The sequence below is a fragment of the Xenorhabdus eapokensis genome, assembly GCF_001908105.1.
Window position 1 is genome coordinate 99,780 of sequence record NZ_MKGQ01000011.1, and the last position, 15,717, is coordinate 115,496.

Sequence of the window (15,717 nt, forward strand, 5' to 3'; positions counted from 1 at the left end):
ACAATTTTCTTTTTTTGCACAATTTCCCTTTGCAATTTCTTCTTCATGAAGCAGTTGTTCTCCTTGAAATCATTGACTATCAGCACACGATAATTCACTTACTAAAAGATATGAAAACAGCAACAAAAAACAATAATGTCACGCCACAGTTATCTCCATCAGCCAAACGCGCTAACATGACAGAGGAGGAATGGAAAAAAGCCATAAAATTTGACCATACCGATATTGGCTGGGTCATTATGAGTATTGGCATGGCAATCGGGGCTGGAATTGTTTTCTTGCCTGTTCAGGTTGGGTTGATGGGATTGTGGGTTTTTCTGCTCTCTTCCATTATTGGCTATCCTGCCATGTATCTCTTTCAGCGACTCTTTATCAATACCCTTGCAGAATCACCAGAATGCAAAGATTATCCTAGTGTTATCAGTGGTTACCTTGGTAAAAACTGGGGAATTCTGCTAGGTGTACTCTACTTCATTATGCTGGTGATCTGGATGTTTGTTTACTCCACCGCGATAACCAATGACAGTGCTTCTTACTTGCAAACATTTGGGGTCACCGATGAATTAATGTCGAAAAATCCACTGTATGGATTGGTATTAATCTGTGTATTAGTGGCTATCTCTTCCCGCGGTGAGAAATTACTGTTCAAAATATCCAGCCTGATGGTTATAACAAAGTTATTTGTTATTGCAGTATTAGGGTTTTCCATGATCGGTATGTGGCATCTTTACAATATCGGCGCATTGCCTCCCCTGGATCTATTGCTGAAGAAAGCCATCATCACATTACCTTTTACGCTCACATCTATCCTGTTTATCCAAACACTTAGCCCAATGGTGATTTCTTATCGCAATCGGGAGAATAACCGTGAAGTTGCCCGTCACAAGGCATTGCGAGCCATGAACATTGCCTTTGGTATCCTGTTTTGTACGGTATTTTTCTATGCCATCTCTTTTACGCTGGCAATGGGACATGACGAAGCGCTCAAAGCCTATGAACAGAATATTTCAGCACTCGCAATTGCTGCTCAGTTCTTTCCTGGCGGCTGGGTTATTGCCGTCAGTATTATGCTCAATGTCTTTGCCGTGATGACTGCCTTTTTTGGTGTTTACCTGGGCTTTCGCGAGGCCAGTCAAGGAATTGCCATTAATGTTCTTAGTCGCCTGATGCCTGCCGAAAAGATCAATGAAAAATGGGTTCAAAGAGGCATCATAGTTTTTGCCATCTTATTGGCATGGAGTGCGATCCTTCTGAATGCCCCAGTATTGAGCTTTACTTCTCTTTGTAGCCCAATATTTGGCATCGTTGGCTGCCTCATTCCGGCTTATTTGGTCTACAAAGTCCCTGGCCTGCGTCATTACAAAGGGATTTCGCTCATCTTGATCATCTTTACTGGGATCTTGCTATGTGTTTCTCCTTTCCTGGCCTTCTCCTGACATGGGTATGATTAAAAAATCAATGTTTAAGAACATCAATTACGATCAGCTTTATTATTAAGACTTACTCAATGCGCCATAAATTTCCATTATTCATGGATATAAGGCGCATTTTTACACCCCATCAACTTCTCTGCAAAATCTACGGAATTCATTAAATAATTCTTTTAATTATGACACTATATTTAATTAATCATAAAAAAATATCTATTTAATTAAATTTCACAAACAGCCCAAAAAACAACCAACACTCTAACTTCAAAACAGGAAATGATAAATTATAGAAACTATAACTAATGTTAGTAAATTGATTAAAATGCTTCCTCTAACCTAATGTTATTTTACATATTATTTCTGATTCATCCGAAAAAACCCTAATTTTAATCCAAAAATCACAAATATTCAGAATAAAAATCTAATAAAAAGAAAAAATAAAAATTTTATTTCAATAACATCAAATAGCAGTTAATTTTCAATCAATAATAAGGCATTATGTAAACAGCTTAGATAAATCATTTACTTTTTCCACTAAATGCAGTAAAAAGACAAACTCAATACACTTAAATGGATTTTTAAAAGAATAAAAAACTAAAAAGCAAACCAGGCTAAATGATTAGTTGTAAAGTTCAATAGAGTTGTTTTTATGTATGGAATTCTATTTATGATTGCCTCATTCTGTGTATCAGAATCACATAGCACGTATTTATACGATTTCAATTAGCATTTTCATTAAAAATAAGACAAAAATAAGCGGCAAATTTTTTTATTTGCTGTATTCCAATTAATTCAATCTGGTATTTGGCTAATCATATTTAAAAAACATTAATGTTTTATTGCATTCGATTGGCTTAAATACCTTGCTATCACAATTCATCTCTCTGATTTCATAGGAATGATAATTTCATGAAGCAACGTAAGTTTTTAACCCGATACGAAATAGACGCAATTTTGGCAGCAACAAGACAAGGACGTCACGCTGAGCGGGATTACTGCATGCTATTAATGTGTTTTATTCATGGCTTTAGGGTAAGTGAACTATGTAATCTGCGCCTATCTGATCTCGATTTAAATTCAGCAATTATTCACATCAGACGGTTAAAAGGTGGGCTTTCAACCACACATCCTTTAATTCCAGAGGAAATGGAAGCGTTAAATAAATGGCTAAATATTCGCCAAAAATGGCGGGAAGCTGATTCTCCGTGGGTCTTTCTCTCTCAAAAATCCGGTCATGTTTCACGGCAACAAGTTTATGGATTATTAAAACGTTATGGGAAGCAGGCATCTGTCAGTGTTTCGCCACATCCACATATGTTAAGACACGCTTGTGGTTATGCTTTGGCCGATCTAGGGCGCGATACCCGCTTGATTCAAGACTATCTTGGACACCGCAATATTTCACATACCGTCATTTATACCGCCAGTAATGTGAAACGTTTTTCCAGAATTTGGGAGTCTCACTCTAAATAACGATGTTATTTTTCTGCTGTTTTCACTGACATAATCTGTTATTGCAACAATCTCCACAAATTAATTAGTGGAGATTGCCGACAGATAAAATAGACAATACTATGAATACCTAAGATAAATTACTATTTTTTACGCATGACAAACTTAACTTGTAAATATATTTTATTTTTATTGTTTTTCATTTGTTAATGCGACAAGTTAGTTCTTTAAAAATATTTAAGTCTAACGGGTAAATATATAAATTAAACTTCTATTTAAACTTGAGCAGCGAATTTATATGACAATTTCACTGCTCAATAAGAAATAAAACTGAACAAGTAAAACGCCAAAAAATGATTACTCAATCAATTATTATTCAAACAATTTCGCAAATTTTTCACGAATTTTCGATTCTGGCAGATCTGTACCAATAAAAACCATAACACTTCCACGTACTTCACCATCACGCCATTCTCTATCCCAATCCGCGCTATACAGACGCTGAACGCCTTGAAACAGTAACCGGCGTGGCTCTTCTTTAATAGCCAGAATGCCTTTGTAACGCAGAAGATTATCCGCGAAACTCAGTAATAGCTCCTCCATCAGGTTAGAAATGGCTGGCAGTTCAACTGGGTACGCTAAGTTAATGACAATCGACTGCACCAAATTTTGTTGTTTGGGTGCAAATTGAAAAATGGGTGTCGAAACCGTCAGTTTGTCATTCAACATAAAACCTTCGATATCGAACAGTAAGTCTAAATCGGCTTCACCTTGAATAACCTTATGAATGGGTGCTCTGATATTGATTCGCTGCAAACGTTCAACTAAAGCATCATGAACTGGAGCAACATCAGTTTTGGTTAAAAGAACCCTGTCGGCATAGCCCACCTGCGCCTGGGCAATGGAAAAACGATCTAGCTGTTGTTCCGCATGAACCGCATCCACCAGCGTGATGATACCATCGAGGACAAAACGCTGGCACAAAACTTCATGAGAAAAGAAAGTCTGCGTGATCGGGCCGGGATCAGCCATGCCGGTACACTCGATAATCAAGCGGTCAAAGTTGATCTGCCCTTTATCCAGGCTATCCAACAAGTCTAATAATGCATCTTCCAGCTCATTTGAACGACTACAGCAGATACATCCGTTACTTAACGTCTTAATCTGAGTTGCCCGATCACCAATCAATTCATTATCAATGGGGACTTCACCAAACTCATTTTCAATGACGGCTATTTTATGACCATGATTAACATTGAGGATATGACGTAACAACGTCGTTTTACCTGACCCCAAAAAACCGGTCAGGATCGTGACTGATATTGGTTGCATTTTCGTTTCCCAGTGCTTCTTAACTGCTAAAAAATTGCTAATGAGTTAGTCGATTTTGCACTAACAGCAACGCATTCCACCTTTTCCATCGCCACCATAGCGAGCATTCTGTCGCTCGCGAAAAAATTCTTCATAGGACATATAGGGCTTATCGGGGTGATTTTCCTTCATATGCTGTACATATGTGTCATAGTCGGGAATGCCCACCAACATTCGGGCTGCCTGCCCCAAATACTTGCCTGCCCGACCAAGATTACCAAACATAAATTGTTCTCCACGGCTTGTTTTATAAAGAACAGCTTCCCAATAAAAAATACCCCACATAATACAAAGTCAATTATGTGGGGTATAGCGGTTACTGATACGAAATGATTTGGTCGGTATTAATTTATCGCATCAGTGCGTAGAAGAGATTTTCACCCCACCTTCAGGAACCGGAACATAAGGCGTTTCATTATCGGTACGTTCTGGATTTTTGCTTGCTTTAATCGCAGTTTTGATACCATAAATAATGATGCTATACACCACTACCAGGAACAGAATGCTTAAACCGGCATTGGTGTAGTTGTTTACAACTATGTGATTCATGTTACTGATTTGTCCAGCCGTCAATTCTGCACCACCTTCGGCAATCCGTTGCTTGTATTCTTTCGCCATGAAGAAGAAGCCTTCAAGCCGTGGGTTATCACTGAATAATTTCAGCCCCAACGCCCATGTGGTACAAATCAACAACCAAACCGCAGGAATAACCGTTACCCAGATATATCGGGTGCGTTTCATCTTGATCAGGACAACTGTACCCAATACTAACGCAACGGCAGCCAACATCTGATTGGAGATACCAAATAGCGGCCACAAGCTCTTAACGCCGCCCAATGGATCAACCACGCCTTGATACAGCAAATAACCCCATAAGCCGACGCAACCGGCCGTACCAATGATACCCGCAATCAGAGAGTCCGTTTTTTTCAGGAATGGAACAAAGTTACCCAAAAGATCCTGCAACATGAAACGGCCAGAGCGTGTACCGGCATCCAATGCCGTCAAAATGAACAGAGCTTCAAACAGAATACCAAAGTGATACCAGAAGCCCATGTCTGCCGCTGGGATGATCTGATGGAATACATGGGCAATACCCACTGCCAAAGTTGGCGCTCCCCCTGCGCGGTTCAAGACGGATGGCTCACCAATGTCTTTTGCCGTTTGCAGAATTTGATCGGGTGTAATAACAAAGCCCCAAGAACTCACGGTCGCTGCCGCATGACTCGTGACTTCTTTCAAAGAGGCCATAATCATTGGTGCTTCGGCAGTACCCAAATTATGCAGATCCGGCATGGTAATACCTAGCGCTGCCGGCGGGGTATTCATCGCAAAATACAGACCCGGCTCAATGATGGATGCCGCAACCAATGCCATGATCGCCACAAACGATTCCATCAACATCGCACCATAGCCAATGAAACGTGCATCTTTTTCATTTGCCAATAGCTTAGGTGTTGTTCCCGAAGAGATCAGAGCATGGAAACCAGACACCGCACCACAAGCAATAGTAATGAATAAGAATGGGAATAGCGTTCCTTTCCAGACTGGCCCTGTACCATCGATATATTGTGTGACGGCTGGCATTTTCAGTTCAGGGTTCAGAATGATAATCCCAACGGCAAGACCGACAATAACCCCAATTTTCAGGAAAGTTGCCAGATAGTCACGCGGTGCCAAAATAAGCCAAACTGGCAATAATGCAGAGATAAAGGCATATCCGATCAACGCATAAGTGATGGTGGTATCTTTGAAAGTCAACGCGGGTCCCCAGTAAGGATCGGCGGCGACAACCCCACCAAACCAAATGGCGGCAATCAGCAGGAAAATGCCGATCACAGAGACTTCACCCACACGCCCCGGACGGATATATCGCATATAGATCCCCATGAAAAGCGCAATAGGGACTGTTGAACAAACAGTAAATACGCCCCACGGACTCTCCGCCAATGCTTTCACGACGATTAAGGCCAGTACTGCCAGAATGATGATCATGATTAAGAAGCAACCAAACAGCGCTATTGTGCCTGGCACACGCCCCATCTCTTCCTTGACGATCTCACCCAATGATGCTCCATTACGGCGGGAGGAGATAAACAGCACGATAAAGTCCTGCACCGCTCCGGCAAGCACGACTCCGGCCAACAACCACAATGTTCCTGGCAGATAACCGACCTGTGCCGCCAATACTGGCCCGACTAACGGACCTGCCCCTGCAATGGCAGCAAAATGGTGACCAAACAGGACATTTTTGTTGGTGGGAACATAGTTCAAACCATCATTATTGACAACAGCAGGAGTTGCTCGCGTAGCATCCAGCTTCATCACCTTCGTAGCGATATACAGGCTGTAATAGCGATAAGCAACCAAGTAAACGGCTACGGAAGCGACAATGATCCACAAAGCGCTAACGTGTTCTCCCCGACGTAGCGCAACAACGCCAAGACAGAATGCGCCAATTATCCCCAATATCATCCAGGGGATATGTTTTAACAATTTATTATTGTTCATAAAACTTCCTTTTCCACAGTAAGACGAACAGCAAGTCATTATTTAGTTTTTACTTCCTTTTCCATAAACCGACCATATACAGCCGGCAGGAAGTGATGCCCATAAAAGGGATATACTCCTCGTCACACTGCACTATGATATAAAACTCTCCCTGATAAGAGGGGGAGGATCTTGCCCAGCGGTTGAATACCAACATTGAGCGGTCAAAATCCTCCAATCAGTGGTTCACACATATAAAGCATGAGCCAAGTTTTGTGAGATAACTCACTAACTTATTAACTCTCAAGACGAAGGTCTCTTCATCAATCGAAGTTAATAGCGTCATCCTTCAAATGGTCAAAATCTTTATATTCGTTACTGAATGAAATCACTGTATGTTGGTTCGGACACGCTTGGTTAGAAAACCATGCACATTTGGATACCAAGCGAGGTTCTTCAATTCCCAACCATGTAGATAACATAGGCAGTAGATTCAAACCACTGCGGTGAGCATCTATGATATTTTTGCTTGCTATGTGTTTGTTGGTGCTTTTACTTTTAATGGCATAGTCATAACCGGTAATAATAAAAGGAACTTGATAATTCTGTTTATTACTATCGTTATGGGTCAGATTCTCGTTATCTGTGTTTTTATTTACAAGTGACAAACCATGATCCGCAAAGTAAAGCATTGTCCAATGCAATTGATTTTTATTGGCAATATTTTCAATGTCAGCGAGCAGGCTATCCGTATTATGGATACTCTGGAGATAGCATGAAATATTTTGGGAATGAAAATAGGTGCCATATTTATCGTTCGTTCTGACACAAGGTTGGGGATGCGAACCCATTAAGTGAATAACAATCAGTTTCTTCTTCTGCTCATTCTTCACTAATGCCTTGCGAATATAAGGCAATAAATTTTCATCCGGCATATAACTGCGATCATCTGAATTGCCTTCTTTTAGAAAAGTATAATGATTGGCCTGCTGCCCAATCAGTGCTACAGGAGAATCAAACCCTCCCTTCATTCCCTGATTGGACAGCCAGTAAGTTTCAAATCCCGCTTTTTTCGCCAGTGAAACAATACTGTTGTTCAGTTGAATTTCATTTGCTTCACGGATCGCCAGAGAGTTAGTCAACGATAATTGTGTCGATGGTGCCGCAGAAATATAGTTGGTCAACACGGTGGCATTCGTGTTATCCAACCAAGGCGTGTTTTTATCCGGAAACCCATAGGCACTCATAAAATCTTTTCGGACGCTCTCACCAATCACCATGATATAGGTGTCATATTTCTCTTCTTTCACCACTGGCTGCCAGTCATCCCGATATTTAATAATCTTGGCAAATCGGCTATTTTCTGACATGACTTGCTGGTAGCTCTGATAAGCATCACTGAAAAAGCGAATTTCCGGTAAACTGGTATTCAAAAGGTTCGAGCTATCTTCAAAACCCGATTTTATATACCCTTTGACAGGAGACCAAAAAGCCGAAACTAAAAACAGGGTAAACAACCACTTTTTACTTTTGCTTGTTAAGGTGACATTTAGCTTAAGTGAAAATATCATCAGAACAAAAATAGCAATAGCCGTTAAATAAGTTGAAATAGAAAGGCCACTAATATATTCCGCTGTTTCATTCCTATTTGTATAGATTAATGATCCTACCGCATTGATGTCTGGATAACCGTAATTGAGGCCAATTGGGGTATAGAGCATTCCCACCAAAGAAAAAAACGTAATCAAAAAGACATATATTCGTCTACTGATAGACGCCAAAAATAAAAAGAGAGCACAAGCACTGAAAACATATATTAATTTTAGTTGATACCCTAAACACTTATGTATAAGAAAAATAAGGAAAAAGAGAAAAATAAAACAAGAGAGATTCTTGTTTTTATAAAGCCAAGACATAATCACCCTGTAATTTCACATAGCCGTAGTTAAATTTCTATAAGCCCAACACTGCACAACACAGTATTGGGGAAACTATCACATCATAAATTATAACTTATTGAGTGATCGACAAGTAACGTTCAAAAGCTTCGCGTTCTTCATCTCGCAACGTCAACACTTTAAAACCATCACGGGTTACCAAGATCGTATGTTCAAACTGAGCCGATAACCGACGATCTTTGGTTGTTACTGTCCAACCATCTTTATGCAGTTTAATATCCTTTTTGCCTTGATTGATCATAGGCTCAATCGTGAAAGTCATTCCCTCTTCCAAGATAATACCTTCTCCTATCTTGCCGTAATGCAGAACTTGTGGTTCCTCATGCATATTGCAGCCAATGCCATGCCCACAATATTCACGTACTACCGTGTAATCATTTGCTTCAGCATGTTGCTGTATCGTATGACCAATATCTCCCAAAGTAATGCCCGGTTTGACGATCTTAATTGCCTTATATAAGCACTCTTGAGTCACATTAACCAAACGTTTAGCATAGGACGGTACATCCCCGACACAGAATGTGATGCTGCTATCGCCGTAATAGCCCTCTTTTTTGACGGTGACATCCACATTAACGATATCCCCATTTTTCAGCTTTTTTTCTGAAGGCCAGCCGTGACAAACAACGTGATTTACTGAAGTATTAACCGTATAAGGAAAACCATATTGCCCTAAGCTACCTGGTATCGCATTGAGGGTATTGATAATGTAATCATGACAAAATGAATCAATCTCAAGCGTCGTGACACCGGGCACAATAATTGGGCGGACAGCTTCAAGTACCTGACCCGTCAAGCGCCCCGCTATTTCCATTTTCTCTATTTCATCCCTGTTTTTTATCAATATTCCGTTGCTTCTCGTCATATTATTTTTTCTCTTAATGCAAGTTATGTAGGTTCCTTTTTAATCATGCATCTGCAATAGTGAATAATTCAAGCTAACATTTATCTAAAATTTTCTTAACTACCCGATACGCCAATAGCCTCCTTTCTTCGCCCCAACACGAATCAAACGCCCAATATCCTGTAATATTTTAATATTTCGCTCGATTGTGCGCCGGCTTACCCCCAATTCATCAGCCAATTGGGTTATGGTGGTGGCCGGATGAGCAGCAATAACCAACAAGATTTTTTGCGCCGTAACATTCAGTGGTTGTGGATTTTCCACCGACATTTGTACCGACATTTCTACCGGCACTTCTACCGACATTACGACAGAATTCTGTTTTTGCAGATCCAGGCTTTCTTTAAGTGCTTCGGCTAATTTTTCCAGCATAAAATCGATAAATAGCGTACAGTCGCTGGTACGATCACACTCTCTAAGCACATGATAATAATCCTGCTGTTGATAATGAATTAACGTTTCTACCGGTAACCACGCTAACTCAGGGCGCCATTCGCTCAAAATCAATGTTTGCCACAAACGCCCCATACGGCCATTACCGTCGGCAAATGGATGTATAAATTCAAATTCATAATGGAAAATTGAACTGGCGATCAATGGGTGAATATCCGTCTGTTTCAACCATGCCAGCAACTCTTCTACTAACCGCGGTATCTGGCTAGCAGGGGGAGCCATATGAATTAACTGTTTTTCTCGATAAATGCCCACATCTCCCCGTCGTAATTGCCCAGGATGATCAACCAACCCAGTCATCAGCAACCGATGTGCAGACAGTAAATCCGTTAATCGGGAGCTATGCCAATCAGGTAATTTTTCATAAGCTAATATGGCATTACGCACTTCCTGAATATCCCTTGCTGGTGCCAGTACACGTTTCCCATCAATAATTGCCGTCACCTGCTCCGTAGACAGACTATTATGCTCAATTGCCAATGACGCCTGGATGGTGCGAATGCGATTCTTTTTACGTAATACAGGCGAAGAAGTTTCCTTTTGCATTGACCAACGCCCTAATAGTTCAGCGATTTCTACCACGCGATTAAGTATTTCTGGAGTAATAGTGTAAGGGGGTTGGTAAATAGCCACGATAATTTCCTCTCAGTCCGTCAATTCTCAATATCTCTAATCGAATTCAAGTGCTTTATGCCATCTGCTTTCTTATTATTTGTTATTTGATCGTATGACTCAAACCAAACAACAATCGAGCCGCTTCGCAATCCTGCCGAATTGTGAAAAAATCTGATACATACCTGCGAGTAATCCTGCTAACCTACCATTCAAATCCTCTAATCGCATCCACAGATGAATCACACAGATTATCAATGATAAGATAGCGTTTTCGCCCAGGATGAGGTCTATAGCGTTCCATCCTTAGCTGATTATATTTAGGTTTTGTCATTTAGATGGGTTGACTGAGCGTCGATGACCCAACTGAGTCAACAGGAATAATAGAATTGAATCAAGTCAATATGAAAGAATCTCCAGCAAAGGATATAGATAGCCATACTCCCATGATGCAGCAATATCTGCGTCTGAAAGCGCAGCATCCCGATATTCTGCTGCTGTATAGAATGGGAGATTTTTACGAGTTGTTCTATGATGATGCCAAAAAGGCGGCGAAGTTACTGGATATCTCGCTAACCAAGCGCGGACAATCGGCTGGTCAGCCTATTCCAATGGCGGGAGTTCCTTATCACGCAATCGAAAACTATCTGGCAAAATTGGTACAACTCGGTGAATCTGCGGCGATCTGCGAACAAGTTGGTGATCCTGCAACCAGTAAAGGCCCTGTTGAACGCAAAGTTGTGCGCATTGTCACTCCCGGCACCGTAACGGATGAAGCTTTACTACAAGAACGTCAGGATAATCTGCTCGCCGCTATCTGGCATGATAATCAGGGATTTGGTTACGCAACGCTGGATATCACTTCTGGCCGTTTCCGCGTTTCCGAAATGTCCGATCACGATAGTATTGCCGCAGAATTACAACGCACCCGCCCAGCGGAATTGCTTTATCCTGAAACCTTTGAGCATATGGCGCTGATTGAACGCTGTCATGGTCTGCGCCGACGCCCAATGTGGGAATTTGAGCTGGATACAGCAAGACAACAACTTAATTTGCAATTTGGCACCCGTGACCTGATTGGCTTCGGGGTGGAAAAAGCGACGCTCGCCCTGCGTGCCGCGGGGTGTTTGCTGCAATATGTCAAAGATACTCAACGTACCACTTTACCTCATATTCGCAGCATGACGATGGAACGCCCGCAGGAAACGGTGATTATGGATGCCGCTACCCGTCGTAATCTGGAGCTGACCCAAAATCTGTCCGGTAGCACGGAAAATACGCTGGCATCGGTACTTGATCAATGTGTGACCCCGATGGGCAGCCGAATGTTGAAACGCTGGCTGCATGCACCAACCCGCAATAAAGATATGCTGGAAAATCGCCATCAAGCCATTTCCGCATTACAAGAAATCGGTTATGAATTACGGCCATTTTTACGTCAGGTCGGTGACTTAGAGCGGGTGCTTGCCCGTCTTGCCCTCCGCTCCGCCCGTCCCCGTGATCTGGCCAGAATGCGCCATGCTTTCCAGCAATTGCCTGATATTCATCAGATTCTGATATCCTCAGATGCCCCTTATATTCAAGCACTACAGCAACGTGTGGGGCATTTTGATGAATTGCAGACTCTGCTAGAGAATGCGATTGTCGAAACGCCTCCTGTTCTGGTGCGTGACGGGGGGGTCATTGCCACGGGCTATAATACTGAATTGGATGAGTGGCGGGCATTGGCTGACGGCGCCAGTGATTATCTGGATAAACTGGAGATCCGCGAACGCGAAAAACTTGGCATTGATACCCTGAAAGTGGGCTTTAACGCAGTACATGGTTACTATATTCAGGTCAGTCGTGGACAAAGCCATTTAGTCCCTATCCATTACGTTCGTCGGCAAACGCTGAAAAATGCAGAACGCTATATCATTCCTGAATTAAAGGAATATGAAGACAAGGTGCTGACTTCCAAAGGCAAAGCACTTGCCATCGAAAAAGCCCTGTACGAAGAGTTGTTCGATCTGTTGTTGCCCCATCTGGCCGATTTGCAAATCTGTGCCGAAGCACTGTCAGAACTGGATGTACTGGCAAACCTTGCTGAACGCGCTGAAACGCTAAATTACACCCGCCCGATACTAACCGATAAAGTGGGTATTCAGATCACTGGCGGTCGGCATCCGGTTGTTGAACAAGTCTTAAGCGAGCCATTTATTTCTAACCCATTGACGCTCTCATCCCAGCGCCGTTTGCTGATTATTACAGGGCCGAATATGGGGGGTAAAAGTACCTATATGCGACAAACGGCTTTGATTACCTTGATGGCTTATATTGGAAGTTTTGTTCCTGCCGAAAAAGCGGTTATCGGCCCTGTAGATCGTATCTTTACCCGTGTCGGGGCATCCGATGATCTAGCATCAGGACGCTCTACCTTTATGGTGGAAATGACCGAAACTGCCAATATCTTACATAACGCGACTGAACACAGTCTGGTTTTGATGGATGAGATCGGTCGCGGTACATCAACCTATGATGGTTTATCTCTGGCGTGGGCCTGTGCTGAAAACTTAGCTAATCGCATCAAAGCAATGACACTGTTTGCGACTCACTATTTTGAACTGACAACCCTGCCTGAGAAGCTGGAAGGGGTCGTCAATATTCATCTTGATGCTGTCGAGCATGGCGATACCATTGCTTTCATGCACAGTGTGCAAGAAGGAGCAGCAAGCAAGAGTTATGGACTGGCTGTTGCCTCGCTGGCAGGTGTTCCGCGTGATGTCATTAAGCGTGCGCGCCAAAAATTGAAGGAGCTGGAATCACTCTCCAATAGTGCGACAGCAGGTCATGTTGATACACCACAGCTAACCCTGCTGACAGAAGAGACATCTCCGGCAGTTGACGCATTGGAAAACCTTAATCCAGATACCTTAACACCGCGTCAAGCATTGGAGTGGATTTATCGTCTGAAAGATATGGTTTAACAATGAATGAAACAGCTATGAATGGAACAGCCATGAAGTTTGATACCACTCTATTAGCGCCCATTTATCAATTTTTACAGTGCGAAACTCCCGATCAATGGGTAGAAAAAGCGCGGCAGCCTGAGAATCTGCCAATTTTATTGCGCGATCATCTGCTATGTGAATTAAAAGCGGCACAAAGTGCTATGTTCTTAATTCGTAAATATGCCGTTGATCCTGAAAGTGCCGATGCTCTGCTAGCGTGGTTTCAGCCCTATGAAGATTTTGCCTATAAAAAAGTGGGCGATATCCATTCATTGAAAGGAAAAAATCAGGCCACCAAGCAAATTACCGCTCGGACAAAATCACCTTATAGTCAGGATCTAATCGATAAGATGGTGTTATTAATAAAGGAAGAGTTACATCATTTTTATCAAGTATTAGAAATCATGGATGCCAGAGAGATAAGCTATGACAGTATCAGTGCTAGCCGCTATGCTAAATCCTTATTTCAGCATATTACCAACCATGAGCCTTATACGCTGGTCGATAAATTGATTATTGGTGCTTATATTGAAGCACGCTCATGTGAACGTTTCGCAAAACTCGCTCCTCATCTGGATGAGGATCTGGGTAAGTTTTATATTTCTCTGTTGCGTTCAGAAGCTCGCCATTACCAAGATTATTTGACGCTCGCTCAGTCAATATCTAAAGAAGATATTACAGATAGGGTGAATTATTTCGGCCAGGTTGAAGCAGAGCTTATTCAAACTCCCGATCATGATTTTAAATTTCACAGTGGTATTCCAATTATCTAAAATCGATAAATGACACGCCAAATGGTAATGAAAATTATAAATAAATGAATAAAAGGTGGGCTTATTTAGCCCACCTTGGGATTACCATCGATATACCTTGATCTTTTTATACCGTTATCTTTCCAACCGTCACTTCGGGAATTTCTATTCCCCTTGCCATCACCAAGTTGTCTAATTATCTTTGTTTCTGGAAATTCGTCCATTTTCCACTACACAGCAATTTGAAATTTCTTAGGTATACGTTCTCAGGTATAAAGAATTAAGTTCGGAATAATGATTCTATATTCAAACCTTGGGTATGCAATATATCTCTAAGGCGACGCAATCCCTCAACTTGAATTTGACGAACTCTCTCTCTTGTTAAACCAATTTCTCGCCCAACATCTTCCAATGTTTCTGCTTCGTATCCAAGCAAACCGAAACGACGGGCTAAAACTTCGCGCTGTTTTGCGTTAAGTTCAAACAACCATTTCACGATACTCTGTTTCATATCATCATCTTGAATAGTTGTTTCTGGCCCTGAATCATTTTCATCAGATAAAATATCCAATAAGGCTTTATCTGAATCGCCACTAATTGGTGTATCGACAGAAGTAATGCGTTCGTTCAGCCGCATCATACGACTTACATCTTCAACAGGTTTATCCAGTTTTTCCGCAATTTCTTCGATACTCGGCTCATGATCCAATTTATGTGCTAGTTCTCTTGCAGTACGTAAATAGACATTCAATTCTTTGACGATATGAATAGGCAGGCGAATTGTGCGAGTTTGATTCATAATGGCTCGTTCAATTGTTTGACGGATCCACCATGTCGCATAAGTGGAAAAACGAAAACCTTTTTCAGGATCAAATTTTTCCACTGCACGAATAAGCCCAAGGTTACCTTCTTCAATCAGATCCAGCAGTGCTAATCCACGATTGCTATATCGGCGGGATATTTTTACAACCAATCGCAAGTTACTTTCAATCATGCGTTGGCGTGCAGCAACATCCCCTCGCAGTGCTCGTCTGGCAAAAAAAACCTCTTCCTCTGCTGTCAGCAGAGGTGAGAAACCAATCTCCCCAAGATAAAGTTGTGTTGCATCAAGTACCCGTTGGTTTACTCCCTGCAACAAATCCAGATCTTCATCAAGACCAGTTATATCATCCTCATCTTTCAGCAACGCTTCATCAAAGTCATCAGCTTCCATGCTATTTTCGTCTAAATCCGCATCATCATACAACTCATTAACTTTAAGCGTACTTTGGCTCATCAGCTACTCCTACCCATGATAATGCGGGC

Annotated in this window: 10 protein-coding genes and 1 pseudogene; 4 read left to right on the forward strand and 7 right to left on the reverse strand. The window is 41.9% G+C overall.

Going from position 1 to position 15,717, the window contains the following annotated elements; genetic code table 11:
• Nucleotides 1–110 precede the first annotated feature (110 nt).
• Both Xedl_RS38885 and Xedl_RS38880 read left to right on the forward strand, forming a co-directional pair.
• A complete protein-coding gene (locus Xedl_RS38885) occupies nt 111–1,436 on the forward strand; it encodes an SLC5/6 family protein (protein ID WP_074023059.1) in 1,326 nt (441 codons plus the stop codon).
• Nucleotides 1,437–2,336: 900 nt separating this feature from the next.
• Nucleotides 2,337–2,903, forward strand: a pseudogene (locus Xedl_RS38880) (tyrosine-type DNA invertase); the annotation flags it as partial.
• A 351-nt stretch (nt 2,904–3,254) separates the two neighbouring features.
• Here Xedl_RS38880 and yjiA read toward each other — a convergent pair.
• The 6 genes from yjiA to Xedl_RS38850 form a co-directional block, all read right to left on the reverse strand.
• Nucleotides 3,255–4,214, reverse strand: a complete 960-nt coding sequence (yjiA, locus tag Xedl_RS38875) for a GTPase (RefSeq protein WP_074022943.1) — start codon at nt 4,212–4,214, stop codon at nt 3,255–3,257.
• Nucleotides 4,215–4,274: 60 nt separating this feature from the next.
• Nucleotides 4,275–4,478, reverse strand: coding sequence for a YbdD/YjiX family protein (locus tag Xedl_RS38870; protein ID WP_074023058.1), 204 nt, complete (start codon nt 4,476–4,478; stop codon nt 4,275–4,277).
• Nucleotides 4,479–4,610: 132 nt separating this feature from the next.
• Nucleotides 4,611–6,764, reverse strand: coding sequence for a carbon starvation CstA family protein (locus Xedl_RS38865; protein WP_074022942.1), 2,154 nt, complete (start codon nt 6,762–6,764; stop codon nt 4,611–4,613).
• Between the two features lie 302 nt (nt 6,765–7,066).
• Nucleotides 7,067–8,464 carry a phosphoethanolamine transferase gene (locus tag Xedl_RS38860; protein ID WP_244149676.1) on the reverse strand — a complete coding sequence of 466 codons (1,398 nt, stop codon included), beginning with the start codon at nt 8,462–8,464 and terminating at the stop codon, nt 7,067–7,069.
• Between the two features lie 292 nt (nt 8,465–8,756).
• A complete protein-coding gene (gene map, locus Xedl_RS38855) occupies nt 8,757–9,566 on the reverse strand; it encodes a type I methionyl aminopeptidase (protein ID WP_074022940.1) in 810 nt (269 codons plus the stop codon).
• 99 nt (nt 9,567–9,665) lie between these two features.
• Nucleotides 9,666–10,691: a Fic family protein gene (locus tag Xedl_RS38850; RefSeq protein WP_074022939.1), complete on the reverse strand. Its 1,026-nt coding sequence runs from the start codon at nt 10,689–10,691 to the stop codon at nt 9,666–9,668.
• Nucleotides 10,692–11,074: 383 nt separating this feature from the next.
• Between Xedl_RS38850 and mutS the strand changes: the two genes are divergently transcribed.
• Complete coding sequence (gene mutS / locus Xedl_RS38845) at nt 11,075–13,636, forward strand: DNA mismatch repair protein MutS (protein WP_074022938.1); 2,562 nt, start codon at nt 11,075–11,077, stop codon at nt 13,634–13,636.
• 2 nt (nt 13,637–13,638) lie between these two features.
• Complete coding sequence (gene miaE, locus Xedl_RS38840; RefSeq protein WP_208605031.1) at nt 13,639–14,433, forward strand: tRNA isopentenyl-2-thiomethyl-A-37 hydroxylase MiaE; 795 nt, start codon at nt 13,639–13,641, stop codon at nt 14,431–14,433.
• Nucleotides 14,434–14,692: 259 nt separating this feature from the next.
• On the opposite strand, the gene rpoS is transcribed toward miaE, so the two are convergent.
• The gene (rpoS, locus tag Xedl_RS38835; RefSeq protein WP_074022937.1) at nt 14,693–15,688 is read right to left on the reverse strand and encodes an RNA polymerase sigma factor RpoS; all 996 of its coding nucleotides are present in this window, start codon (nt 15,686–15,688) and stop codon (nt 14,693–14,695) included.
• Nucleotides 15,689–15,717 lie beyond the last annotated feature (29 nt).

Excerpts from the sequence above, each read along its gene's own strand:
- yjiA (WP_074022943.1), bottom strand. The coding sequence starts at position 4,214 with ATGCAACCAATATCAGTCACGATCCTGACCGGTTTTTTGGGGTCAGGT.
- Xedl_RS38885 (WP_074023059.1), top strand. The coding sequence starts at position 111 with ATGAAAACAGCAACAAAAAACAATAATGTCACGCCACAGTTATCTCCA.
- Xedl_RS38860 (WP_244149676.1), bottom strand. The coding sequence starts at position 8,464 with ATGCTCTATACCCCAATTGGCCTCAATTACGGTTATCCAGACATCAAT.
- Xedl_RS38870 (WP_074023058.1), bottom strand. The coding sequence starts at position 4,478 with ATGTTTGGTAATCTTGGTCGGGCAGGCAAGTATTTGGGGCAGGCAGCC.
- map (WP_074022940.1), bottom strand. The coding sequence starts at position 9,566 with ATGACGAGAAGCAACGGAATATTGATAAAAAACAGGGATGAAATAGAG.
- rpoS (WP_074022937.1), bottom strand. The coding sequence starts at position 15,688 with ATGAGCCAAAGTACGCTTAAAGTTAATGAGTTGTATGATGATGCGGAT.
- Xedl_RS38865 (WP_074022942.1), bottom strand. The coding sequence starts at position 6,764 with ATGAACAATAATAAATTGTTAAAACATATCCCCTGGATGATATTGGGG.
- mutS (WP_074022938.1), top strand. The coding sequence starts at position 11,075 with ATGAAAGAATCTCCAGCAAAGGATATAGATAGCCATACTCCCATGATG.
- miaE (WP_208605031.1), top strand. The coding sequence starts at position 13,639 with ATGAATGAAACAGCTATGAATGGAACAGCCATGAAGTTTGATACCACT.